At 61.3% G+C, this 25,253-nt stretch carries 19 protein-coding genes and 2 pseudogenes; 13 read left to right on the top strand and 8 right to left on the bottom strand.

The features are described from left to right. Position 1: 1 nt before the first annotated feature. The 4 genes from ACP7C6_RS00630 to ACP7C6_RS00615 all read left to right on the top strand — a co-directional run bounded on the left by ACP7C6_RS00630 (position 2) and on the right by ACP7C6_RS00615 (position 8,951). Positions 2-1,414: a Y-family DNA polymerase gene (locus ACP7C6_RS00630; RefSeq protein ID WP_028616584.1), complete on the top strand. Its 1,413-nt coding sequence runs from the start codon at positions 2-4 to the stop codon at positions 1,412-1,414. 127 nt (positions 1,415-1,541) lie between these two features. Continuing rightward, complete coding sequence (locus tag ACP7C6_RS00625; protein ID WP_426108075.1) at positions 1,542-4,613, top strand: error-prone DNA polymerase; 3,072 nt, start codon at positions 1,542-1,544, stop codon at positions 4,611-4,613. Positions 4,614-4,722: 109 nt separating this feature from the next. Beyond that, positions 4,723-6,435 carry an ATP-binding protein gene (locus ACP7C6_RS00620; protein ID WP_426108073.1) on the top strand — a complete coding sequence of 571 codons (1,713 nt, stop codon included), beginning with the start codon at positions 4,723-4,725 and terminating at the stop codon, positions 6,433-6,435. Next, positions 6,432-8,951, top strand: coding sequence for an excinuclease ABC subunit UvrA (locus ACP7C6_RS00615; RefSeq protein WP_028616581.1), 2,520 nt, complete (start codon positions 6,432-6,434; stop codon positions 8,949-8,951). Before ACP7C6_RS00620 ends, ACP7C6_RS00615 begins: the two co-directional genes overlap by 4 nt. Before the next feature lie 764 nt (positions 8,952-9,715). On the opposite strand, the gene tkt is transcribed toward ACP7C6_RS00615, so the two are convergent. Next, the gene (gene tkt, locus ACP7C6_RS00610) at positions 9,716-11,779 is read right to left on the bottom strand and encodes a transketolase (protein WP_305381329.1); all 2,064 of its coding nucleotides are present in this window, start codon (positions 11,777-11,779) and stop codon (positions 9,716-9,718) included. A gap of 175 nt (positions 11,780-11,954) precedes the next feature. Between tkt and ACP7C6_RS00605 the strand changes: the two genes are divergently transcribed. Further along, complete coding sequence (locus tag ACP7C6_RS00605; RefSeq protein WP_426108070.1) at positions 11,955-12,179, top strand: DUF465 domain-containing protein; 225 nt, start codon at positions 11,955-11,957, stop codon at positions 12,177-12,179. A gap of 31 nt (positions 12,180-12,210) precedes the next feature. Further along, positions 12,211-12,297 (top strand): annotated as a pseudogene (locus tag ACP7C6_RS00600) (outer membrane lipoprotein carrier protein LolA); the annotation flags it as partial. A gap of 137 nt (positions 12,298-12,434) precedes the next feature. On the opposite strand, the gene hglS reads toward ACP7C6_RS00600, so the two are convergent. Continuing rightward, the gene (hglS, locus tag ACP7C6_RS00595) at positions 12,435-13,811 is read right to left on the bottom strand and encodes a 2-oxoadipate dioxygenase/decarboxylase HglS (RefSeq protein ID WP_426108068.1); all 1,377 of its coding nucleotides are present in this window, start codon (positions 13,809-13,811) and stop codon (positions 12,435-12,437) included. 289 nt (positions 13,812-14,100) lie between these two features. On the opposite strand from hglS, the gene ACP7C6_RS00590 reads away from it, so the two are divergent. Next, entirely contained in the window at positions 14,101-15,510 is a 1,410-nt protein-coding gene (locus tag ACP7C6_RS00590) for an OprD family outer membrane porin (RefSeq protein WP_028616577.1), read from the top strand. 69 nt (positions 15,511-15,579) lie between these two features. After that, complete coding sequence (locus ACP7C6_RS00585) at positions 15,580-18,216, top strand: MGH1-like glycoside hydrolase domain-containing protein (protein WP_426108065.1); 2,637 nt, start codon at positions 15,580-15,582, stop codon at positions 18,214-18,216. Between the two features lie 128 nt (positions 18,217-18,344). Here ACP7C6_RS00585 and ACP7C6_RS00580 read toward each other — a convergent pair whose 3' ends face one another. Next, positions 18,345-18,707 carry an NUDIX hydrolase gene (locus ACP7C6_RS00580; RefSeq protein ID WP_095016581.1) on the bottom strand — a complete coding sequence of 121 codons (363 nt, stop codon included), beginning with the start codon at positions 18,705-18,707 and terminating at the stop codon, positions 18,345-18,347. 127 nt (positions 18,708-18,834) lie between these two features. Between ACP7C6_RS00580 and ACP7C6_RS00575 the strand changes: the two genes are divergently transcribed. Next, complete coding sequence (locus tag ACP7C6_RS00575; RefSeq protein WP_021491604.1) at positions 18,835-19,815, top strand: Gfo/Idh/MocA family protein; 981 nt, start codon at positions 18,835-18,837, stop codon at positions 19,813-19,815. 36 nt (positions 19,816-19,851) lie between these two features. Further along, a complete protein-coding gene (locus ACP7C6_RS00570) occupies positions 19,852-20,481 on the top strand; it encodes a ribonuclease T2 family protein (protein ID WP_426108062.1) in 630 nt (209 codons plus the stop codon). On the opposite strand, the gene ACP7C6_RS00565 is transcribed toward ACP7C6_RS00570, so the two are convergent. Beyond that, complete coding sequence (locus ACP7C6_RS00565; protein WP_032864164.1) at positions 20,472-21,338, bottom strand: AraC family transcriptional regulator; 867 nt, start codon at positions 21,336-21,338, stop codon at positions 20,472-20,474. The two genes, ACP7C6_RS00570 and ACP7C6_RS00565, sit on opposite strands and share 10 nt — an antisense overlap. A gap of 108 nt (positions 21,339-21,446) precedes the next feature. On the opposite strand from ACP7C6_RS00565, the gene ACP7C6_RS00560 reads away from it, so the two are divergent. After that, complete coding sequence (locus ACP7C6_RS00560; protein ID WP_236318990.1) at positions 21,447-21,857, top strand: hypothetical protein; 411 nt, start codon at positions 21,447-21,449, stop codon at positions 21,855-21,857. A 65-nt stretch (positions 21,858-21,922) separates the two neighbouring features. Here the strand turns inward: ACP7C6_RS00560 and ACP7C6_RS00555 are convergent, their stop codons facing one another. Next, the gene (locus ACP7C6_RS00555) at positions 21,923-22,270 is read right to left on the bottom strand and encodes a hypothetical protein (RefSeq protein WP_028616559.1); all 348 of its coding nucleotides are present in this window, start codon (positions 22,268-22,270) and stop codon (positions 21,923-21,925) included. 91 nt (positions 22,271-22,361) lie between these two features. Here ACP7C6_RS00555 and ACP7C6_RS00550 point away from each other — a divergent pair, with 91 nt between their 5' ends. Continuing rightward, positions 22,362-22,706, top strand: a complete 345-nt coding sequence (locus tag ACP7C6_RS00550; RefSeq protein WP_028616558.1) for a hypothetical protein — start codon at positions 22,362-22,364, stop codon at positions 22,704-22,706. 55 nt (positions 22,707-22,761) lie between these two features. Then, positions 22,762-23,670: a glutaminase B gene (gene glsB, locus ACP7C6_RS00545; RefSeq protein ID WP_028616557.1), complete on the top strand. Its 909-nt coding sequence runs from the start codon at positions 22,762-22,764 to the stop codon at positions 23,668-23,670. Between the two features lie 42 nt (positions 23,671-23,712). Here the strand turns inward: glsB and ACP7C6_RS00540 are convergent, their stop codons facing one another. The 3 genes and pseudogenes from ACP7C6_RS00540 to mddA all read right to left on the bottom strand — a co-directional run bounded on the left by ACP7C6_RS00540 (position 23,713) and on the right by mddA (position 25,182). Beyond that, positions 23,713-24,216, bottom strand: a complete 504-nt coding sequence (locus ACP7C6_RS00540; protein ID WP_311892718.1) for a signal peptidase II — start codon at positions 24,214-24,216, stop codon at positions 23,713-23,715. Between the two features lie 72 nt (positions 24,217-24,288). Next, positions 24,289-24,369, bottom strand: a pseudogene (locus ACP7C6_RS00535) (DUF6124 family protein); the annotation flags it as partial. Positions 24,370-24,396: 27 nt separating this feature from the next. Further along, positions 24,397-25,182, bottom strand: coding sequence for a methanethiol S-methyltransferase (mddA, locus tag ACP7C6_RS00530; protein ID WP_426108058.1), 786 nt, complete (start codon positions 25,180-25,182; stop codon positions 24,397-24,399). Positions 25,183-25,253 lie beyond the last annotated feature (71 nt).

Here is a 25,253-nt window from a genome sequence, read left to right as displayed (position 1 = left end):
CATGCGTTGGGTGTGTATTGTCTTCCCGCAATTGGCGCTGGACGGGGTGCAGCGTGTGCACCCCGAGCCGGAGCAACCCCTGGTCTTGCTGGCCGGCACGCCGCAACGCCGTTTGCTGCAAACCGTCAACGATGCCGCCCGTGCCCTGGGCTTGCGTCCCGGTCAATCCCTGACGGCGGCGCATGCCCTGGTCAAGACCTTTGCCAGCGCCGAATATGATCCCGCCGAAATCGAACGCTACCAGCAGTTCCTCGCTGCCTGGGCCTATCAGTTCAGCTCCCAGGTCAGCCTGTACTATCCGCGTGCCTTGTTGTTCGAGATCGAGTCGAGTCTGGGGCTGTTCGGCCCTTGGTCGCGCTTCGAAGCGCGCTTGCGCAAGGAATTGACCGAACTGGGTTTTCGTCACCGAATCGTCGCTGCGCCCAACCCGGCGGCGGCGCGGGTGCTGGCAAATATCTACGATGGCCTGGCGGTGCAGGATGACGGCTTGATGCAGGCCCTGGCGCCGCTGCCCATCGACCGCGCCGGCCTCGACCCGCAGGCCGCCACGGCTTTGTCGCGCATGGGCCTGCGCACATTGGCCCAAGTGCAGGCGCTGCCTCGGCATACCCTGGCACGGCGCTTTGAGGCTGGCCTGCTCAAGCATCTGGATGCACTGGCTGGGCAGCGGCCGCTGGCCTTGGCGTTCTATCAGCCGCCGGACCGGTTTGATGTGCGTATCGAGCTGAATTTCGACGTGCAATCTCATCAGGCGCTGCTGTTTCCGTTAAGGCGTTTGACTGGCGATCTGTCCGCGTTCCTGTGTGGCCGCGACAGTGGCGTGCAGCGTTTCGACCTGCATCTTGAACACGCCCAGGCGCCCGACAGCGTGATCAAGGTCGGCCTGCTCAGTGCCGAACGCGAACCGGCGATGCTGTTTGAATTGGCCCGTGGCCGTCTGGAGCAGGTGCAAGTTACCTCACCGGTACGCGGCTTTCGCCTGGTGGCCCAGGACCTGCCGGTGTTTGTGCCCCAGCGCCAGGACCTGTTCGACGACCGCCCGCAACAAACCCTGCCGTGGGAGCAACTGCGCGAACGCCTGCGTGCCCGCTTGGGCGATGAGGCGGTGCAGGGCTTGCGCTTTCACGCCGACCACCGCCCCGAATGCGCCTGGCAAGCGGCAGCGGATAAAACCCCATGCCCAACCTTGAACAAAGTGCAGCGCCCCGGCTGGCTGCTGAACGAACCGACCTTGCTGGGCGAGCAGGGCGTGCAGATCCTCATGGGGCCGGAACGCATCGAGTCCGGCTGGTGGGACGGCGCCGATGTTCGTCGTGACTACTACCTGATCCAGACCCGCGCCGGCCAGCAAGGCTGGGCCTTTCGCACTGTCGGGCAAAGTGATGGATTGTGGCTGCAAGGCTGGTTCTCATGAACACACCCTCCCTTTGTAGGAGCCGGCTTGCCGGCGAAAAAACCATAGGCACCGCGTTCTGCCTGGCTGTCCGCGTTATCGTTGACGACCCTCGCCGGCAAGCCGGCTTCTACAGGGGGTGGTGGTCATGAGCTACGCCGAGTTGCACTGCCTGTCCAATTTCAGCTTCCAGCGTGGCGCCTCCAGTGCGCTGGAACTGTTCGAACGCGCCAAGCGCCAAGGCTACAGCGCCCTGGCAATCACCGACGAATGCACCTTGTCGGGTATTGTGCGCGCCTGGCAGGCGGCGAAGGCGGTGGAGCTGCCGCTGATCATTGGCAGCGAGATGCGTATCGACAACGGCCCGAAACTGGTGCTGCTGGTGGAAGACCTCAGCGGCTACCAGCACCTGTGCCGCTTGATCACCCTGGCCCGGCGGCGCGCCGAAAAAGGCCGCTATCGCCTGCTGCGCGAGGACTTCGAGCAACCGCTGCCCGGCCTGCTGGCGCTGTGGGTGGCCGAAGACAGCGACACCCAGGCCGACGTCCAATGGCTGTGCCGGACCTTCGCGCAACGCCTGTGGCTGGCGGTGCACCTGCACTGCGGTCAGGACGATGCTCGCCACCTGGAACAACGCCTGCAATTGGCCGCCAGCCTGCATATCCCAGTTGTGGCTTGCGGCGATGTGCATATGCATGCGCGTGGCCGCCGCGCCCTGCAAGACACCATGACCGCCATCCGACATCACGTCCCGGTGGCCGAAGCCGGCACGCGGCTGCACCCCAATGGCGAGCGGCACCTGCGCAGCCTGGAGGCGTTAAGCGCGCTGTACCCCGCGTCGTTGCTCGACGAAACCCAGGCCATTGCCCGCCGCTGCACCTTCGACCTCAGCCAATTGCGCTATCACTACCCACGGGAACTGGTGCCTGAAGGTCACGACGCCGAATCCTGGCTGCGCGCCGTGACCGAAGAAGGCATCGCCAAACGTTGGCCGCAGGGTGTCGACGCCAAGACCTTGCAGCAGATCAACAGCGAGCTGGAGTTGATCAGCGAGTTGGGTTACGAAAGCTACTTCCTCACGGTGCACGACATTGTGCAGTTCGCTCGCAGCCGGTCGATCCTGTGCCAGGGGCGCGGCTCGGCGGCCAACTCGGCGGTGTGTTTTGCCTTGGGCATCACCGAGATCGATCCGAGCCTGACCAGCATGCTGTTCGAGCGTTTTCTTTCCAGGGAGCGCAATGAGCCGCCGGATATCGACGTGGACTTCGAGCACGAACGCCGCGAAGAAGTGCTGCAGTACGTGTTTCAGCGCTACGGCCGTACCCGCGCGGCGTTGACGGCGGTGGTCAGCAGTTACCACGCGTCCGGCGCGGTGCGCGATGTGGCCAAGGCCCTGGGGTTGCCGCCGGATCAGATCAATGCCCTGGCCGACTGCTGCGGGCGCTGGAGTGACGACGCGCCTCCGCTGGAGCGCTTGCGCGAAGGCGGCTTCGACCCCGACAGCCCGATCCTGCGCCGCGTGCTCACGCTCACCCAGCAATTGATCGGCTTCCCCCGGCACCTGTCCCAGCACCCTGGTGGCTTCGTGATTTCCGAATACCCGCTGGACACCCTGGTGCCGGTGGAAAATGCCGCCATGGCCGAGCGCACCATCATCCAGTGGGACAAAGACGACCTCGACGCCGTCGGCCTGCTTAAGGTGGACATCCTGGCCTTGGGCATGCTCAGCGCGATCCGCCGCTGTTTCGACCTGCTGCGCCGCCATCGCAACCGTGACATGAGCCTGGCGTCGGTACCCAAGGAAGACCCGGCCACCTACGCGATGATCAGCAAGGCCGACACCATCGGTGTGTTCCAGATCGAGTCGCGGGCGCAGATGTCGATGCTGCCCAGGCTCAAGCCGCAAACGTTCTATGACTTGGTGATCGAGGTCGCTATCGTGAGGCCGGGGCCGATCCAGGGTGGCATGGTGCACCCGTACTTGCGACGGCGGAACAAGGAGGAGGCCACCACGTATCCGTCACGCGAACTGAAAGTGGTGCTGGAGCGCACCCTGGGCATTCCGCTGTTCCAGGAACAGGTGATGCAGATCGCCATGGTCGCCGCCGATTATGGCCCCGGCGAGGCTGACCAGTTGCGCCGCTCCATGGCCGCCTGGAAACGCCACGGTGGCCTGGAACCGCACCAGGCGCGCCTGCGCACCGGCATGCTGAAAAACGGCTACAGCGAGGCCTTTGCCGCGCAGATTTTCGAGCAGATCAAGGGTTTTGGTAGCTACGGTTTCCCCGAGTCCCACGCGGCCAGTTTCGCCTTGTTGACCTACGCCAGTTGCTGGCTCAAGTGCCATGAGCCGGCGGCGTTTGCCTGTGCGCTGATCAACAGCTGGCCCATGGGTTTCTACAGTCCGGACCAGATCCTGCAGGACGCGCGGCGCCATCGCTTGCAGATCCGCCCGGTGGACGTGCAGGCCAGCGACTGGGATTGCAGCCTGGAGCCGATTGACGGCGCACAGCCGGCGATTCGCATGGGCTTGCGCATGATCGCGGGGTTTCGCGAAGAAGATGCGCGGCGCATCGAAAGCGCACGCCAGCGCCGGGCGTTCAGCGATATTGCCGACCTGGACGAGCGTGCCGGGCTGGATGCACGCGCCCAGGCACTGCTGGCGGATGCCGGCGCCTTGCGCGCCCTGGCTGGCAACCGACACAAGGCGCGTTGGGAAGTGGCCGGCGTACACAAGCAACTCGGGCTGTTTGCCGGCCTGCCGAGCCCGGACGAAGCCGTGGTGGAATTGCCGGCGCCCACCGTGGGTGAGGACCTGCACGCCGACTACGCCACGGTCGGCACCACCCTGGGCCCGCATCCGTTGGCGTTGTTGCGTGCGGAACTGCGCAAGCGGCGCTGTCGCAGTTCCCAGGAGCTGATGGCGGTGGAGCATGGGCGCAATGTCAGTGTCGCCGGGCTGGTTACTGGTCGACAACGTCCCGGCACGGCCAGTGGGGTGACCTTTGTCACCCTGGAAGATGAATTCGGCAACCTCAATGTGGTGGTCTGGCGTGACCTGGCTGAGCGTCAACGCCAGGCATTGGTGGGCTCGCGGTTGTTGAAAGTAGACGGTCGCTGGGAAGCGGTGGGCGAAGTGCGGCACCTGATTGCCGGGCGCCTTACCGACCTGACGCCATTGCTGGAAGGCATCCATGTGCGCAGCCGGGATTTTCATTAGGGGCAGTGGCTTCTGCGGCCATTACCCCCTAAGTTATACAAGATGAAACCATCCGGCCCTGGTGCGCTCCAAATTTTGCGGCTGTCCTTTCTTTGCGCAGAGTTCAATGATGCAATTTTTATCCAACCCCCACGGCTGTGAAGGTTGGGCCGGAGAAATGGCCCAGCGTATCCGCGACTTCAATTGGGCAACCACCGACCTGGGCCCTATCGACCAATGGTCCACCAGCCTGACCTGCACCGTGCAGATGATGCTGGCGTCACCGGTGCCCATGGTGATGCTGTGGGGCCAATGGGGGTACATGATCTACAACGACAGCTACTCGGCCTTTGCCGGTGGCCGCCACCCGTACCTGTTGGGCACGCCGGTAGAGTTGGGTTGGCCGGAAGTCGCCGAGTTCAACCGCCATGTGATGGATACCTGCCTGGCCGGCGGCACCCTGTCGTTCAACAACAAGGACCTGGTGCTTTTGCGCAATGGCAAGCCGGAAACCGTGTGGCTGGACCTGTACTACAGCCCGGTCGCCGGCGACAACCAGCAACCGGCCGGGGTATTGGCGATTGTGGTGGAGACCACCGAACTGGTGAAGTCCGAACAGGTGCGCCAGGAACTCACGCATAACCTGGAGCAACGGGTCGCCGCTGAGGTGCACGCGCGTTCCGCTGCCGAGGACCAACTGCGCCAGTCGCAGAAACTCGAAGCCATCGGCGGCCTGACCGGTGGCGTGGCCCACGACTTCAATAACCTGCTGCAAGTGATCGCCGGCAACCTGCATTTGCTGGCTCGCCATGAACCGGACAACGCCCAGGTGCAGCGCCGTGTCGCCGCGGCCATTGCGGCGGTGGAACGCGGGGCCAAGCTGTCGTCGCAGTTGCTTGCGTTTGCCCGTCGCCAACCCTTGTCGCCGGCGGTGTATAACCCGCAACGCATCTACGCGGGGCTTGGTGAACTGCTGCAACGGGCGCTGGGGGAAACCATCCATATCGATGTGCAATTGCCCCAGGACTCCTGGTTTATCAACGTCGACCGCAATCAGCTGGAAAATGCGCTGCTCAACCTGGCGATCAACGCCCGGGACGCCATGCAGGGCGAAGGCGTGATCCGTATTACCGGCGAAAACATCATCCTCAACCCGGACGATTGTGTGGGCAAAAGCATCAAGCCTGGCGAATATGTGCGACTGGCGGTGATCGACACCGGTGTCGGCATGTCCGAGTCCACGTTGAAACGGGCGTTCGAACCCTTTTTCACTACCAAGCGCGAAGGCCATGGCACCGGCCTCGGGTTGAGCATGGTGTTCGGCTTTGTGCGCCAGAGTGGCGGGCATGTGGAGATGTGGAGCGAGGAGGGCAAGGGTTCTGTGGTGCAGATGTATTTCCCCCACAGCCTGGAGCCGGAAAGCCTTGATGTGCATATCGATCAGATCCCTCAGAGTGGCGGCCAGGAAACCATCCTGGTGGTCGAGGACAATGAAGGCGTGCGCCTGACCGTCGTCGAGCTGCTTGAACAGTCCGGCTACACCGTGCTCACGGCGGATGACGGCGACCAGGCCATGCAAAAGCTGCAAGCCGGTTTGCAGCCGGAGCTGATCTTCACCGATGTGGTCATGCCTGGCCGCGTCAAAAGCACCGACCTGGCCGACTGGGCCCGTGCACAGAATCCTCCAGTTGCAGTGTTGTTCACCTCCGGCCATACGCGTGACATTCTCTCCAGCAATCACCTGCTGAGCGCCGAAATTCATCTGCTGAGCAAGCCCTACAGCCCCGAAGCCCTGACGCAACGGGTGCGCAGCGTGCTCACCGCCCGACAAGGTTGTCCATGACTTCACAGCGCAACATCCCAGCGATCACTGCCCAGCAAAGCGGTTTCGTCCGCGTGCGCGGCGCCCGCGAGCACAACCTGCGTAACGTCGATGTGGATATTCCCCGGGATGCCCTGGTGGTGTTTACCGGTGTATCGGGTTCCGGCAAGTCGTCCCTGGCGTTTTCCACGGTGTATGCCGAGGCGCAGCGGCGTTATTTCGAGTCGGTGGCGCCGTATGCGCGACGGCTGATCGACCAGGTCGGTGTGCCGGACGTGGACAGCATCGAAGGCCTGCCGCCCGCCGTGGCCCTGCAACAGCAGCGCGGTACGCCGAGTGCGCGCTCGTCGGTGGGCAGCGTGACGACGTTGTCGAGCCTGATCCGCATGTTGTACTCCCGTGCTGGCAGCTATCCGCCGGGACAACCGATGCTGTATGCCGAGGACTTCTCGCCGAACCTTCCCCAGGGCGCATGCCCGCAATGCCATGGCCTGGGCCGTGTGTATGAAGTGACCGAAGCGTTGATGGTGCCGGACCCTTCGTTGACCATCCGCCAGCGTGCAGTGGCCTCTTGGCCATTGGCGTGGCAAGGCCAGAACCAGCGGGACATCCTGGTGACCCTGGGCTACGACGTGGATATCCCGTGGCGTGACCTGCCGAAAAAGCAGCGCGACTGGATCCTGTTCACCGAAGAAACCCCCACCGCACCGGTCTACGCTGGCTTTACTCCGGAACAGACCCGCGATGCGCTCAAGCGCAAACTGGAGCCGAGCTACCAAGGCACTTTCATGGGCGCCCGGCGCTACATACTGCACACCTTTGCCCACACCCAGAGCGCGCTGATGAAGAAGCGCGTCTCGCAGTTCATGCAGGGCAGCGCCTGCCCGTTGTGCGAAGGCAAACGCCTGACCAAGGCCGCGCTGTCGGTGAAGTTTGCCGGGGTGGACATCGGTGAGTTGTCGCAGTTGTCATTGACGCGCTTGGCCGAGTTGCTGCGGCCGGTGGCGGCGGGCCAGGACACGATGAAACTGTCGGTGGAAAAACGTCTGGCGGCGCAGCGTATTGCCCAGGATTTGCTGGAGCGGGTCAGCACGTTGACCGAGTTGGGCCTGGGTTATCTGTCCCTGGAGCGCAGTACGCCGACCTTGTCGTCCGGGGAGTTGCAGCGGCTGCGTTTGGCCACACAACTGGGCTCGCAGTTGTTCGGCGTGATTTACGTGCTGGATGAACCCTCGGCGGGTCTGCATCCGGCGGATGGCGAGGCGTTGTTCACCGCCCTGGAGCGTTTGAAAGCCGCGGGCAATTCATTGTTTGTGGTGGAACATGACCTGGAAACCATGCGCCGCGCCGATTGGCTGATCGACGTCGGCCCGGCGGCCGGCGAACAGGGCGGGCAGGTGCTGTACAGCGGCCCGCCCGCAGGGCTTGCGCAAATCGAGGCGTCGCAGACCCGTGAGTACCTGTTCGCAGAAAAACGCGCGCCGAACCAGGCGCGCCGCGAGCCCACCGGCTGGCTGAAACTGCAAGGGCTGACGCGCAATAATCTCAAGGACCTGAACGTCGATTTTCCGCTGGGCTGCTTCACCGCGGTCACCGGCATTTCCGGGTCGGGCAAGTCCAGCCTGGTCAGCCAGGCCCTGCTGGAACTGGTGGGCGCCGGTCTCGGGCGCGCCGTGGAAAATGACGAAGAACCAAGCCTGGAAGACGACGCGCCGCAAACCAGTGGCGGGTACATCAAAGCCGGGCTGGAGCACATCCGCCGCCTGGTACAGGTGGATCAGAAGCCCATCGGCCGCACACCGCGCTCGAACCTGGCGACCTATACCGGCCTGTTCGACAACGTGCGCAAGCTGTTCGCGGCCACACCGGCGGCGAAGAAGCGTCATTACGATGCCGGGCAATTCTCCTTCAACGTCGCCAAGGGCCGTTGCCCGAATTGCGAAGGGGAAGGTTTTGTCAGTGTCGAGTTGTTGTTCATGCCGAGCGTGTACGCACCGTGCCCGACCTGTCATGGAGCGCGCTACAACCCAGAGACCCTGTCGGTGACATGGCAAGGCTTGACCATCGCCCAAGTGCTGGGGCTGACGGTGGAGCAAGCGGTGGACGTGTTCGCCGAACAACCGAGCGTACTGCGCCCGTTGCTGGTGCTGCGGGATATCGGCCTGGGCTACCTGCGCCTGGGCCAACCGGCCACTGAGCTGTCGGGCGGTGAAGCGCAGCGCATCAAACTGGCGACCGAGCTGCAACGCAATGCGCGGGGCGCGACCTTGTATGTGCTGGATGAGCCGACTACCGGGTTGCATCCACGGGATGTGGACCGCTTGCTCAGCCAGTTGAATCACTTGGTGGACGCGGGGCACACGGTGGTTGTGGTGGAGCATGAGATGCGCGTGGTGGCGCAGAGTGACTGGGTGATTGATATCGGGCCGGGGGCGGGGGATTTGGGGGGTAAGGTGGTTGTCAGTGGTACGCCGCAGAAAGTTGCGAAAAGCAAGGTGAGCCGGACTGCGCCGTTCCTGGCCCGAGAGCTGATTTAACTGGCAATTTCGATCACATGTGGGGGGGTATTTGTGTTGGTGTACATATCCGTTGCTGCGGTGATGGCTGATATTGGTTCCGCCCTTACGGCGGGTCACTTTTGAAAAGAGCCCAAAAGTAACCAAAAGGCTCTTGCCCCAACACTCGGCACCTCGCTTAGGCTCGGTGTGCCCTCACTCCGGCTTGAATCCGTGGGCCGCCGCGATGGGCCATCCTTGGCCCAGCGCGGCTAACCCGGCGTCCTGCCGGGTTACCCACGGATTCAAGCCTGCGTTCGGCCAGCGTGTTTGACGGGGCGCCTAAGATCAAAATCAAGATCAAGAGCGACTCGCTTCGCATCGTGGTTACGCGGTCCCTGTAGGAGCCGGCTTGCCGGCGAAAAACGTGAGAACGCCGCGTTCATTCTGGTTTCCCGCGTCATCGTTAACGACCATCGCAGGCAAGCCAGCTCCTACAGAAAACGCGTTCGCCTTTGCCTTTGCTCTATACCACTCAAGCCGGCTGTCAGGCCGCTGTGCTTTTGATTTTGATCTTAGGCGGCCCCCCCAAATCCATGTCGGATTACGGGCACACCGAGCCTAAGCGAGGTGCCGAGTGTTGGGGCGAAGGCCTTTTGCTTACTTTTGGCTGGGCCGGCATTCCGGCCTTTCCAAAAGTGAGCCGCTGTAAGAGCGGAACCATAAGTAGCCGTTACCTAAATAACGGATATGTACTCCACCCAAAAAAACTGCCCCCCGCATTCGCGCGCAATCCTACTTTTAGCTCAACCCTGAATCAGTTGAACCTGCGATAAAGCCTGCTCCACCACATTCTCCACCGTAAACCCAAACTTCTCCTGCAACTTCGCCAGCGGCGCCGACGCACCGAAGCTGTTCATCACCACTTTGGCGCCGGTCTGCCCCACATACCGGTCCCAACCCAATGGCCCAGCCTGTTCCACCACGACGCGCGCTTTCAGCGCTGGCGGCAATACGCTGTCGCGATAGGCCTGGTCCTGGTCTTCAAACAATTCCCAGCTGGGCATCGAAACGACCCGCGCAGCGATCCCTTGACCTTTCAACTGTTCATACGCCGCCACGGCCAGGCTGACCTCGCTGCCGGTCGCCAGCAGAATCACTTTGGGTTCTTCGGCACTCGCCAGTACATAGGCCCCTTTGGCTGCCCCGGACGCCGCCGCATACTTCGTACGATCCAGCGTCGGCAACGGCTGGCGCGACAACACCACGCAACTCGGCCGATGGGTTTGCGCCAGGGCGACCTTCCACAGCTCCAGGGTTTCGTTGGCATCGCCGGGCCGCAGCGTCAGCAACCCCGGTGTGGCGCGCAGTTGCGTGAGGTGTTCGATTGGCTGGTGCGTCGGCCCGTCTTCACCGACGCCAATCGAGTCATGGGTGAACACAAACACCACCGGCAACTCCATGATCGCCGCCAGGCGGATCGGCGGTTTCATATAGTCGCTGAACACCAGGAAGGTCGAGGTGTACGGCCGCAGGTAGGACAACGCCATGCCATTGGCAATCGCGCCCATGGCGTGTTCACGGATGCCGAAGTGCAGGTTGCGCCCGCTGTAGTCGTCGGCACTGAAACGCCCGGCGCCGTCGAAGGTGAGGTTGGTCTTGGTCGACGGTGACAGGTCTGCCGAGCCGCCGAGCAACCAGGGGACTTGTTGGGCAAACGCATTCAGCACTTCGCCACCGGCTGCGCGGCTGGCCACGCCCTTGGTGTCGCTGTCGAAGTGCAGCAAATTGTCTTGCCAATGCTCGGGCATTTCCCCTGCGCGCATGCGGTGCAACTCGTCAGCCAGTTCCGGCTCGTGCTGCGCCAGCTGCGACAGGTGCTGACGCCAGGTTTCGTATAACGCCTGGCTGCGTTCCAACAGGGCATCACGCAAGAGGGTGCGCGCGTCGTCCGGCACCAGAAAACTTGAATCCTGTGGCCAGCCATAAGCGGCCTTGGTCAGACGAATCTCATCATCACCCAATGGCTCGCCATGGGCGGCGGCGGTGTTGTGCTTGTGGGGCGAGCCGTAGCCGATCACGCTGTCGACCACGATCAGGGTCGGCGCTCCTGTGTTCGCCTTGAATGTCTCCAACGCTGCGCTCAGCGCCTGCAAGTCATTGGCGTCAGTCACGTGCAACGTGTGCCAGCCATAGGCCTGGAATCGCTTGATCACGTCTTCGCTGAACGCCAACTCGGTGTGCCCTTCGATACTGATGGTGTTGTTGTCGTAGATCCAGCACAGGTTCGCAAGCTTCAAATGCCCGGCCATCGACGCGGCTTCGCTGCTGATGCCTTCCATCATGTCGCCGTCACCACACAGGGTGTAGACGTTGTAGTCGAACAACACCTTGCCATCACGGTTGAAACGCTCGGCCAACCAGCGCTCGGCCATCGCCATGCCGACGCTGTTGGCGCAGCCCTGGCCGAGTGGCCCGGTGGTGGTTTCCACGCCAGTGGTCATGCGGTACTCGGGATGACCCGGGGTTTTTGAATCGGCCTGCCGGAACTGCTTGATATCGTCCAGGCTGATCGCCGGCTGGCCAGTGCGCTTGCCATGGGCGTCGATTTCCACCACACCCGCCAGGTGCAGCAGCGAATACAGCAACATCGACGCATGCCCCACCGACAACACAAAGCGGTCACGGTTGGGCCAGTCGGGATGCTCCGGGTGGTAGCGCAGGAAGCGACTCCACAGCGTGTAACCCACCGGCGCCAGGCCCATGGGCGTGCCCGGATGGCCAGAATTGGCCTTCTGCACGGCGTCCATGGCCAGGGTGCGGATCGTGTTGATGCATTGGGTGTCGACAGCGGTGGCGGCATGAGTCATGAAACCGGTCTCCCTCGAATGGCTATCTAGAGTGGAGGGCAGGGCGCCGCAAAGGTTTGATCCAAACACCTGCGCCGCGACGAACGGGGCTGTATTGACCCCGGACATGACAAGACCCCTCGCAATGGTCTAGCTTCTAGGGCGTAAGCCATTGATCAACTTGCGGAGGTACGCCATGCCAGTGAAACACGACCTGTATCAGGACTTGGGGTTGAGCAAGGAAGTCGTTCACGCACGCAGGGCGAGCGACAAACGTCTGGACTCGCTGCTCACTCAATACGATGACGCTGACAAGGAGGTGCTGAAGGCAGAATCGGCAAGCGCCAGCGATGAGGATGTGGAGAAGCTGAAGAAGAAACGACTGTTGATCAAAGACGACATTGTGGCGAAGTTGGCATAAGCCAAAAACACACCGCCCTGTAGGAGCGAGCTTGCTCGCGAAAAACGTCAACGTTAACGCAGCGCTTCTGGTTCATCGCGGCGCTCTCAGGTTTTTCGCGAGCAAGCTCGCTCCTACAGCAGGGGCGGACATATTTGTTCAGAATTGTCTGAAGGACAGGGCGGCTTTCACTGCCTATGATGCCCACCGCCCACCCGGCTCTGGGGACTGTTGCGGCGCAAGGATTGCGCTGGTGAGCCGGGTGGGTACTTCATTTCAGGCCAGCAGTGCCTGTGTGCACGCATCAATCGAGCGCTGCTGCGTCTCGCCATACAGCTTCAATTCATCGATCGTCGGACGGCCCAGCGCTTTTTCAAATTCGGCCTGGTTCGAGTTGGCTGCGTAGTGACTCTGCGCCGCATCCCCCAGGTTTGACTGGAAAATCCCCGCTGCACTCACCGGCAGAAAATCTTCATACACCAAAGGCTCCACATCGATGTGGCCCGCTGCGATCAATGCGTCCAGGGTTCGCGGTTGATCAGCCGAACCGCGCGCCGCCAGGCCCTGCTCGGTTGTGAAGTAGCGGAAGTAGGCCAGGCCCTGTTCACGCATCTGCGCGTGATCATCCGGGAAGGCCTGGAAGTGCCGTTCCATCAATTCGACATAACGCGCGGCGTTGCCCTCATTGGGGAAAGCGCCCAGTTCGTCGCGCGCGGCGTTCAGTAACTGGTCGTACAGCGCACGGCCTTTGGGCGTGAGCGCTACGCCGCGTTGTTCGATTTCACCAAAGCGTGCGCTGTGGCTGCCTTGGGCGTCGGTGAAGGCGATGGGTTCATCCAGGGCCTTGAAGCTGGTCTGGCGCAGCAGGATCGGGCAGCGGCGGCAAGGGGGCCCTTCGATCACGGCTTTTGGCGTGATGCCTTTGTTGGGCATGGCGGCCTGGACGTGGTCGATGTCCAGGGTGCGCGGGGTCAGGTGGTTGATGTGCGGGCCTTTGAAGGCGACCACGTCCGCGATCAAGCGATGCTGGTCGCTCAGTTGCTGGTACTGCGCGCGGGTGACGGTGGCGGTGTGGTGCCAGCGGAAGGTTTCCAAGGCCTGGCGGACAAATTCATCGGCGTTCTCAGCGTTGAGGCCTCCCTCCTTTTCCGCCTGTTCGATCAGCGCCAAGGCGCCAGGGGTGAAGATCGAACGCTTGGCCAGGGCGGTTTCGGCAAAGGCGCGCAGGTCGCAGTTCTCGATCAGTTCCAGGCGCAACAATGAGGTGAACACACGAAACGGGCTGGTTTGCAGCGCTTGTTCATGCACGGCACGAAACGCAGTGGAATGCACAGGCACGCCAGCCGGTGTCAGGTCGTAGTAGCCCACCGGTTGCATGCCCATCACTGCGAACAGGCGGCTGATGGTCGCCAGTTCCTCAGCCGTGCCCAAACGGATCGCGCCGTGGCGTTCCATGTCCAGGCGCTGGATTTCGCCAGTGCGTTGCAGCTGCTGCGCCAGCTGCGGCTGGGTGTCGAGCACGTGGGCATTGGTCTCGGCCACCAGCTCCATCAGCGCGCCATACAGGGGAACTTCATCTCGGTACATGTCGGACATGGCCTTGGAAAAGCCCTTGCGGATCTCGTCTGGGCTGACATGTGCGGTGCTAGGCATAGAAAAATTCCTGATGGCTATGACGATAGAGGTGGCCTGTGCCTGGATTTTGTTGAGCGCAAGTCGCGCTTGCAAACGAAGAATCCTCAGGACTTCATTCTGCAAATGAATGAGATGACGTGAATATGACAAAAACCAGCCCGTGAGAAATTTCATTTACGGGCGGTTTTCCTAACTAATTCTTCACGGAGTCCGCCCCGGTCGGCATGAAAGAATCGTCACGTTTGCAAGGATGAAAACGCCGTTATGCACACCAGACACATAAAAAAATGTTTAGGGGCTGTCGTTAATGAAAATTTCTACACTGGCGTTGTCGATCACCGCCGCCGTTCTTGCACAACAGGCATTCGCTGATGATTTCGGGCTCGGTTCGCTGGGCACGGGCAACGGTCACAGCGGTTTCCTTGAAGACAGTCACGCGGCCATCAGCTCGCGGACCATGTACTACAGCGCGGATAACCGCTCGGGGACCAACAACGACCTGCGCGAAACCGCAACCGCGCTGCGTTTTGACTACAAATCCGGCTTCACCCAAGGCACCGTCGGCCTGGGGTTTGACGTCATGGCCTTCGGCGCGCTGCGTCTGGACGGTGGCGATGGCCACACGGCGGGCGCGGGCCTGTCGGGCAACGGCAACAGCTTCTTTCCGACCAAGAACAACGGCACTGAACCTGCCGACTCCTTTGGGCGCGCGGCGGGCAACGTGAAGTTCCGCATTTCCCAGACCGAGTTGCATGTGGGGGGTGGCTTGGCGCCGGTCTTGCCGATCCTGGTGTCCAATGACAGCCGCGTGGCGCCGCAGACCTTTGACGGCGGCATCCTGACCTCCAACGACATCCCCAACGTCACCTTCACCGGCGGTGAACTGAACCGCGCTGAAGGCCGTGCCTCCAGCAACTCTACGGGCTTGAGCGTGGCCGGTGGGACTCGCGACAGTGACAGTTTCAAGTTCGGTGGGGTTGACTACAAGCCGTTTGGCTCTTCCGACAACGTCATCGCGAAAAACCTGACGTTGCAGTACTACTATGCCCAGTTGCAGGACTTCTACAAACAGAACTACTTCGGCTTGGTCCACGTATTGCCGCTGGGCAATGACCAGTCGTTCAAGACCGACCTGCGCTACTTCGACAGCAGCAGCGACGGCAAGAACGGCGAGAGCGGCTACCAGTTCAACAACAACGGCGGCTACGCCAAGCACGCCAACGAAGTGGACAACAAAACCTACAGTGCGGCCTTCACCTATCAGTTGGGCGGCAGCAGCTTGATGCTCGGCCACATTGGCGTGGGTGACGACGGCGGTTTTGTGTGGGTGAACCAGGGCAGCCTGGCCGATCCGCACGCACAAGGCGCTGGCGGCAGTGACTTCTACCTGTTCACCGACGCCGTGGTCGGCCAGTTCTCCCGCGCGGGCGAGCAGGTCAACTTTGGTCAGTACTCTTATGACTTCAAGGCCTACGTGCCGGGTCTGAAGGCGTCCGTGGCTTACCTGGATGGCCGGGACATCAAGTCGAAGGTAGCCGGTGGCCCTGACCAGAAAGAAAACGAAGCCGACTTCCGCCTGGACTACGTTGTGCAGGCCGGTCCTCTGAAAGGTTTTGGTACGACTTTCCGTACCGGCACCTATCACGGCAAGAACACCGGCACCGCCGACCAGGACCAGACCCGCCTGATCTTCAACTACACCTACGCGATCTTCTAAGTCTTCATGTGCCCCCGGGCGTCATTGGGCTCTACACTGCCTCTCACTTGGTAGGCGATGGACGACCCGATGACGGCCACACCCGACAACCGAATACTTGCAACCCTCGAAGGCCAACGCCTGGCGCAGCCGGATGCCGAGTGCTGGCGCGAGTGGGGCCCTTATTTAAGTGAACGCCAATGGGGCACAGTGCGCGAAGACTACAGCGCCGATGGTGACGCCTGGACCTACTTCCCCCATGAACACGCACGCAGCCGCGCCTATCGCTGGGGCGAGGATGGTTTAGCCGGTTTCAGCGACAAGTCCCAACGCTGGTGCTTGGGCCTGGCCCTGTGGAACGAACGTGACGCGATCCTCAAGGAGCGCCTGTTTGGTCTCAACAACGCCGAAGGCAACCACGGTGAAGACGTCAAGGAATTGTACTTTTTCGTCGACGGCGTACCGAGCCATGCCTACATGCGCATGCTCTACAAATACCCCCACGCCGCCTTTCCCTACGCCGACCTGATCAGCGAAAACGCCCGGCGTGGCCTGGCAGATGCCGAGTACGAGATCCTCGATACCGGCGTGTTCGAAGACAACCGCTACTGCGATGTCAGCGTCGAATATGCCAAGCATCAGCCTGACGACATTTTCATGCGCGTCACCCTGCACAATCGTTCGGACCAGCCAACGCGTTTGCAGGTGTTGCCCCAGCTGTGGGCGCGCAATGACTGGAGCTGGACCTTCGACGCGCCCAAGCCACAGTTGACGCGGGACGGGGAGCAGGTGCTGGCGCGTCATCATGAGTTGGCGGATCGCCATCTCAATGCCTGGGGCCAGGACGGGGTGGAGTGGTTATTCTGCGAGAACGAAACCAATGTCCCCCGGTTGGATGGGCAGCCGGCACCGGGGCCGTTCAAGGATGGGATCAATGATTACGTGGTCGGCGGTGAGCAATCGGCGGTTCGCCGTGACTGCGGCACCAAAGTCGCCGCACGCTTCATCCTCGATCTGGCAGGCCTGGAAAGCAAAACCCTCTATTTGCGTTTTGCCCCGGTCGACGCACCGCCTGTCAACGCCCGCAAGCTGTTCGAACAACGCCGCCAGGAGGCCGATGACTTCTACGCCGCCTTGCAACACGGCATTGCCAATGAGGACGCGCGTAATGTGCAGCGTCAGGCCCTGGCCGGGCTGCTGTGGTCCAAGCAGCTCTACTATTTCGACGTGAACCAATGGCTCGACGGCGACCCGGCACAACCTGCGCCGCCGCCCGAGCGCCTGCATATCCGCAATACCCATTGGCGGCACCTGTCGAATTTCGACATCCTTTCCATGCCCGATACCTGGGAATACCCGTGGTATGCCTCGTGGGACCAAGGCTTCCAGGCAGTGGCCATTGCGCTGATCGATCCGGGCTATGCCAAGCAGCAACTGTTGCTGCTGGTGAAAGACCGCTTCATGCACCCCAACGGCCAGTTGCCGGCTTACGAATGGCGCTTCGACGACGCCAACCCGCCGGTGCATGCCTGGGCCAGTTGGCGGGTCTACCAGCAGGACAAGGCGCTGACTGGCGTAGGCGATATGGATTTCCTGGAGCGGATATTCCACAAGCTGCTGCTGAATTTCTCTTGGTGGGTCAATCGTAAGGACGCCGAAGGGCGCAACCTGTTCCAAGGCGGCTTCCTAGGGCTGGACAATATCGCCTTGTTCGACCGCTCGGCCGCGTTGCCACCGGGTTACCAGCTGGATCAGGCCGACGGCACGGCGTGGGTCGCGGCCTATGCGCTGGACTTGATGCGCATTGCGCTGGAACTGGCCAAGCGCAACGGGGTGTATGTCGACATCGCCGTAAAGTTCTTCGAGCACTTCCTGTATATCGCCGGCGCCATCAACCGCGTCGATGACAGCGCGGAAGGCCTGTGGGACGAGCAGGACCTGTTCTTCTACGATGTGCTGCATCGCCCCGATGGCCAGAACGAACCGGTGCGCCTGCGTTCGATCGTCGGGCTAATGCCGCTGTTTGCCGTGCTGGTGCTGGAGCAGCGCGAGCATGAAGGCCTGGAAGGGTTGCGCGAGCGTTTGCTGGGCTTCATGAAGCACCGGCCCGACCTGGCCAAACTGGTCTCGCGCTGGAACGAGCCGGGGCAGGGCAATCGCCTGCTGCTGGCGCTTCTGCGCGGCGAACGCACCAAGGACCTGTTGCGGCGCATGTTGGATGACGAAGAGTTTTTGTCGGCCTTTGGCGTGCGCTCCCTGTCCAAGGCGTTTGCCGAACAACCGCTGGCGTTGAAAATGAACGGCAATACCCTGAGTGCGAGTTACCAGCCCGGCGAATCTGACTCGCGGCTGTACGGCGGCAACTCCAACTGGCGCGGGCCGCTGTGGATGCCGGTGAACTATATGCTGATCGAATCGTTGCGGGAGTTTCACCGCTATTACGCGGACAACTTCTCGGTGGAGTATCCGAGCGGCAGTGGTTACCTGTCCTCACTGGAGGAAGTGGCTGACAGCCTCAGTCAGCGGCTGACCCGGTTGTTTCTTCGCGATGAAAATGGCCTGCGGCCATCGATGGCGGGGTATGCGCAGTTAGAGGCTGACCCGGAGAGTCGATATCTGGTGTTGTTTCATGAGTATTTCCATGGGGACACCGGGCGCGGGTTGGGCGCGTCCCATCAGACCGGGTGGAGTGCGCTGGTGGCGTTGTTACTGCAGCCGGGTGCTTAAGCCCTTTGTGGTGAGGGAGCTTGTTGTGGCAAGCAGCCGCTGCCGCGTTCGTCAGGTCCTTTGTCGAACGGCAGAAAGAGAATGGCGGGGTGAAGCGAGGTCTGTTGGCCAGTGGCCAAAGCGCTGAACTACAGGCGACGTAGAAAGGATTTAACGATGTGTCGGGTGGCGTCGGTGGTGTCCAGATCATCCATGGCGCCATAGGGGTGCCACTGGCAGTCGATTATTTCATTGCAAGGTTTTGCATCGGCGATGTTCACCACCGACGCTTCGAACACGTGATGGACAGTGTCGCGGGCTTTCAACTCCTGCAAGTACAACAAGCCGTCCACATTCAATCCGGTTTCTTCTTCCAGCTCGCGTTCAGCCGCACCAACCGGTCGCTCATTGCGTTCGACCTTGCCGCCCGGCAACGCCCATTTCGATCTGGCCTTGCGCACGAAGAGGATATGCCCCTCGTGTTCGCAAATGACCGTGGCCCGTATTTTCATCGTCTGTGCCCCCGCAGCGGGATGAGTGTCATAAAAGTGTAATGCAATTGTCATGCTAAGTGGTTATGGCGCTGACGTGTGGGGTTGTGGATACTGCCCGATTGATCAAAACGCATGAGGAGAGCAGATGAGCACCGTACGCTGGGGCATGATCGGCTGTGGCAGTGTCACTGAATTGAAGAGTGGACCCGCTTTCTACAAAGCGCCAGGTTCTGCGCTGGTGGCCGTGATGGGGCGTCGTGAAGAAGCGGTGCGCGATTATGCGACACGCCACGGCATTGCCCGCTTCTACACCGACGCTCAGGCCCTGATCAATGATCCCGAAGTGGATGCGGTGTATATCGCCACGCCACCCGACAGCCACCTCGAGTACAGCCTGATGGTGGCCGCCGCGGGCAAGCACTGCTGTGTCGAAAAGCCGATGGCGTTGAATGCCGAGCAAAGTGCATTGATGCAGCGCACCTTCGAGCGTGCCGGCCTGCATCTGTTTGTCTCGTATTACCGCCGCTCGCTGCCGCGTTTCCAGCAGGTGCGTCAGTGGCTGCAGGACGGGCGCATCGGCCAACTGCGCCACCTGACCTGGACCCTGTGCAAGCCACCAGGCGCCGACGATGCCAGTGCCGCCAATTGGCGCACCGACCCGCTCATCGCCGGTGGTGGTTACTTTGCCGACTTGGCCAGCCACGGGTTTGACCTGTTCCAGTACCTGGCCGGGGATATCGTCGAGGTCTCGGGCTTCACCGCGCGACAGGCCGGGCGCTACGCCGCCGAGGATGCGGTGACTGCCTGCTGGACGTTCGCGTCCGGCGCGCTGGGCATGGGCTGCTGGAACTTTGTCGCCGACCGCCGCGAAGACAAGGTCGAGCTGATCGGCAGCAAGGGGCGCATCACTTTTGCCGTATTCGAAGACCAGCCGCTGCGCCTTGAAGGCGAGGTGGACGAAGTGCTGGAGGTGCCTTGCCACGCGCATATCCAGTGGCATCACGTGCTGGCCATGAATGCCCATATTCGCGGGGAAGCCGAACACCCTTCCCAAGCGATCGAGGCGTTGAAGACCGATCGGATCCTCGACAAGGTGCTACAACGTAACCCCCATCATCCTGGGTAGGTGCGATAGGGTTCTGTTTTTTCGAGGAATAGACGGATGAGATACTGGATGATGGTGTGGCTGGTCATAGCCACCAGTGCAATGGCTGCGCCACGTGAGCAACGCCCGGCAGGGGATTTTGATTTTTATGTGTTGTCTCTGTCGTGGTCGCCCACGTTCTGCTTGACGCACCCGAACAACGAGCAATGCACAGGTAAAGGCTACGGCTTTGTATTGCACGGGTTATGGCCGCAGTACGCCCGTGGCGGGTGGCCGGCGTCGTGCGACCCGCAATCGCGGTTGTCGGCCGACGACATGGCCAAGGGCGCGCTGATGTTTCCCACACAGGCGTTGCTCAAGCATGAGTGGGCCAAACACGGCACGTGCAGCGGCTTGGGGCCCACGCGTTACCTGGAAGCAACCGACGCAGCGCTGGCCACGGTGCAGATTCCGCAGCAACTGCAGCCCTTCAATGTGCCCAGTTACCTTGAGGCACAGGACATCGAACGGCTGTTCCGCCAGAGCAACCCAGCCATGGGCGATCACAGTGTGGCTGTGATCTGCAAGGGCAAGGTGCTGTCCGAAGTGCGGGTGTGCCTGAGTAAGGAGCTGCGCTTTGCCGGCTGCCCCAAAAGTATGAAGACCCAGTGTCGCGGCGGTGATATTCGCATTCCGGTTCAGCGCTGATCTGGCGTCTGTAGCGCGTGCAAGGCAATGGTCGCGGCGGCGTTGGCCTTTGACGCTCCGGCGCGATCGGCCAGGTAACGTGCTGGCGGCTGGCCCACCGCCTTGCGGAACATGGTGATGAAGCCGCTGGCGTTCTCATAGCCCAGGTCCAGGGCGACCCGCTGCACACTGTCGCCCCTGGCCAGGCGTTGCAGTGACAGGATCACATGCAACTGCCGGCGCCAACGCCCGAAACTCAGGCCAAATTCTTCCAGCAACAGGCGGGTCATGCTGCGCTCGCTCATGCCGATGCGCACGGCCCACTGGCCGAGGGTGGCCTTATCGCCGGGGGCGGCCAGCAGGCTGTCGGCCAGGCGCCGCAAGCGCGGGTCCTGGGGCATTGGCAGGTGCAGGTCCTCGATGGGCGCCTGGGCCAGTTCGTCCAGCAGCGTGCGGATCAGGCGGCCCTGCGCGCCGTCCTCTTCGTACATCGGCGGGAAGCTTACGGCCTTGCTGATCAGTTCATGCAACAGGCCGGACACCGACAGTGTGCAGCATTGCGGGGGCAGGGCGCCGGCGGCGTCCGGGTCGATCAACAGGCAATACACCTGCGCTTCGCCGGAGCCGCGTGCGGCGTGGGACATGCCGCCGGGAATCCACAGCGCGCACTGGGGCGGCACGATCCAGATGCCGGCCTCGATCTGACAATGAATCACCCCGCGCAGGGTGTACATCAACTGGCCCTTGCGATGGGAATGCGGGGCATGCTCCCAGCTCTCGGACGTGCTGGTGGCGCTCACGGCGATCACTGCACGCGGGAGCAGGTCGGCGTCCTTGACTCTGGAGGGGTCACGTTGATCGAGACGGTGGCGTTGCATGGCGGCTTCAAGCTTGGCTGAATTGCGAAACATTCTGGCTATTCTGTGCAATGCCGTCTAGTGGGGTGGTCGTTATAGTGAGATACATTCTCAACAAGGAGATTTGCCATGCGACTCGACAGCTCAACATTCCCAGTGGTGAAAATCGTCTTCGACGCGCCCAACGAGGGCGGGCCGGAGGATGCCTTCCTGGTCTTCGAAAGCCTGCTGGCCCGTCAGAAACCCTTCCTGTTGCTGCACGAGAAGTCCGTGGATGAGAACAACCACGAACATTCTCATGAGGAGCGCAAGCAAGCGTCGATCTGGATGAAGAAAAACAAGCAGGCGTTGCGCACCTACGTCAAAGGTATGATCCAAGTCGAGCCCAGCCCCGCGCAACGCCTGGCACTCAAGCCGTTTGCCGTAATGTTCGGCAAGGCCTGGGGCTACCCGCTGCTGGTGGTGGAATCCAAGGATCGCGCCTGGGCGCTGGCGCGGGATGTGCTGGATGAGCAGGTGTCGGATGTGGCGCATTTCTAAGCAGCGCTACAGACCTCTTGTGGGAGCAGGCAAGCCAGCTCCCACAGTTCGATCGGTGGCGAGACTCAATCCACGCAAATCGCTCGGCCGAGCTTGCCTTTTTCCACCGTCGCCGAGCAGCCGAAGTGGCTGTTATCTACCTGGCACGCGCCTGTCACCGGGCCATTGCCAGTTTGGGTGGTGACACTGGTCTGGCACTCGCCATCACACTGACTAGAGTCGGTACACGCCTTGCCTGCATCCTTGTACGGCGTGATGCACTTCCAGCTCTGCAACTTGCCGACTTGCTTCATGGTGCCGCCGCCAGCCAGGCACGTCGACGCAGCGGAGTCTTGGGCGGGTGGCGTGGTGGGCGCGGTCGTGGTGCAAGCCGATACCAACAGCAGGGCGGCCAGGCCGATCATCAATTTCATGCAGAAGTCCTCATAGGGTAAGCGCAGCGGTGCAGTGTACGGGCAATTGGACTACTTTGATTGACGAGCGATCCCTACCCGGTACTTACCCATGCACACGTTATGGAAGCGGTATTTGGACTTGCTGGAAAACGATCTGAGCACACAGATTTTCGACAACGTGAAAAACCTGCTGGTGTGTGCGCTGTTGTTTGCGGCGGGGACCAACACGCTCGTGGGCCACCAGGACCTGTTTATCGGGGTGTTTGCCTCCAGCGTGGCCGGCTGGGGGTTGATTGTGCTGTCGACGCTGTTGATGCTGTTGAACGTCAGCGATGGCATCCGTCGATTGGCCAAGCTGCGTTATCACTTGGCGCTACAGCTGTTGTTGATCCTCGTGTATCTGGTGGTGGCCGAGCGGGTGGTAGAGATTGTGTGGGGCTTCCGCGCGCATTGAAGTATCCTCCGCGCCCCGCTTATCACTGATTCAAAAACAGATGACAGGACAAGACATGCAGGCGCTGCTGGACTCGATCCTTGACGAAGTTCGTCCACTGATCGGCCTCGGCAAAGTCGCCGACTACATCCCCGCGCTCGCCGATGTACCCGCCAACCAGATCGGCATCGCCGTGTACGGCAACGACGGCTCCGCCTACCGCGCCGGTGACGCCGATACATTGTTCTCGGTGCAGAGCATTTCCAAGGTGTTCAGCCTGGTGCAAGCCATCGACCACGGCGGCGAAACCATCTGGGAACGCCTGGGCCACGAGCCTTCCGGGCAGCCGTTCAACTCCATGGTGCAGCTTGAATTTGAACGCGGCCGCCCGCGTAACCCGTTCATCAATGCCGGCGCGCTGGTGATCTGCGACATCAACCAATCGCGCTTCGCCGTGCCGATCTTGTCGATGCGTGATTTCGTCCGGCGCCTGTCGGGCAACCCGCAGATCCTGGTCAACAGCATCGTCGCGGAATCCGAGGCGCAACACGGTGCGCGCAACGCGGCCATGGCGTATCTGATGAAGTCGTTCGGTAACTTCCACAACGATGTGGATGCGGTGTTGCATAGTTACTTCAACTACTGCGCGTTGCAGATGAGCTGCCTGGATCTGGCGCGGGCGTTCAGCTTCCTGGCCAACGAAGGCGTGAGCGCTCACAGCGGCGAGCAGATCCTCACCGCGCGCCAGACTAAACAAGTCAACTCGATCATGGCCACCAGCGGGCTGTATGACGAGGCGGGCAATTTTGCCTATCGCGTGGGGTTGCCGGGCAAGAGCGGGGTAGGGGGCGGGATCGTCGCGGTGGTGCCGGGGCAGTTTACGGTGTGCGTGTGGTCACCGGAGTTGAACGCGGCGGGGAACTCGCTGGCGGGAATGAAAGCGTTGGAGTTGTTGAGTGAGCGGATTGGGTGGTCGGTGTTTTGAGAGCGGGGAATTTGTGGCAGTTGCCCTGAATTCCCCAGGTCATCAGGCTTTGCGTGGTTTTACGAACAGATCGAGCATCAAAAACAAGGCGCCGGCCGTAATTGCGATATCAGCAATATTGAACACGCCGGTATGTGTCGGCCCTACATTCAACACCATGTAGTCGACGACATGCCCGTCACGAAAGACGCGGTCGATCAGGTTGGCGATACCGCCCAACGCAATTGCGTACAGCGGCAAGACTTTACGCAGCGGTTGGCTCCAGTTGGAAAGTGACCACCCCATCGCCCAAGCCACCACGACCGCCACACCCACGATAAAGATCAGCTGTTTGACCTGCGCCGGTAGTGCAGCGCCCAGGCTGAGGAAGGCGCCTGGGTTCAGGCTCAGTTCCAGCGCGAGGTTGATTGGGCTGGCGCCGAATTTGAAGCTGTTGGCCTGCAGTGAAACCAAGGCCAGTAGTTTGACGAGTTGGTCTATGGCAATAAAGGCGATGCCTGCGAAGAGGGCAAAGGTGCGGCTTCGCAGTAGGGACGACATGCTCAAGCGGTAACTTCCTGTTCCGGGTCGATCGATAAGGCGTCCGAAGATAGCTCAGGCGCCTTATGTCGTCTACGTTCAGGCGGTTGGATGAGCGTCATCCAATGCCTTGTTCACTAAAAGTTGCACACCTTCCAGCAGACGGCAGATGCCCAGCGCCCTCGCCACAGGGGGGCTCAGGGGCGATTAAGTGTCTGTGTTCCGTCCCTTGGACCGTCTCTTCGGCACCGGCAAAATCATGCTGGTCTCTCCCTGATACTGCCGATACCTATCACCAAACAACACCACCAGGTCCCTCTCTTCAAAGTAAGCACCGATAAAGAGATAGACCGTCAGGCCCATCGAGAACAGTAAATGCCCGACCGTCATGTCAGTCGTAGCCCAGAAGGCAATCAGGAACCCTAGGTACAGCGGGTGACGAACGAGCTTGTACAACAGTGGGGCCCTGAACACGGGCGCGTGTTGCGTTGTGTCGCGCCAGCGGTCAATTGCTTGCTTGAGCCCGAACAGTTCGAAATGGCTGATCAACAGCGTCGCCAGTAAGACAATGGCCCATCCCATCCAGAACAGCCCCGTTATCAAGGCACTGGCCCAAGGTATTTCGACACGCCATACCGGGAAGTTGATGGGGTACCACAGCCAGAACATCACCCCCAGTACCAGACTGCTGAGCAACACATAGGTGGAACGTTCAGCCGCCGTCGGAATGAGTGCGGTCAGCCGGCTCTTGAAGCTTTTACGCGCCATCAGACTGTGCTGGAGACCAAACAGGATAACCAGCAAACCATCGACTAATGCTGCCAGTGGCCAGTCGATGAGTGGCCCATCGTTGATGTTCTTGGGCACCGCGATGCTACCCACGAAGCCAATCAGGTAAAGGAATGTGACCAGGAAAACCAAGTAGCAACCGAGGCTATACACCAGCCCGACCACGCGTACCGGCAGGTTGTAGGCGTTTTTTTGCGGGTTCATGGACGATTCCTTTCGCGCATGGTGAACGGGGGGCCAGTCGAGAAATGAGCTCGACTGGCTCAGACTAGCGG

It is taken from the genome of Pseudomonas sp. TWR1-1-4, from assembly GCF_049897165.1.
Lineage (GTDB): Bacteria > Pseudomonadota > Gammaproteobacteria > Pseudomonadales > Pseudomonadaceae > Aquipseudomonas > Aquipseudomonas canadensis.
The sequence above is the reverse complement of the archived record's forward strand: the minus strand, read 5'-3'. Positions and strand labels throughout refer to the sequence as shown.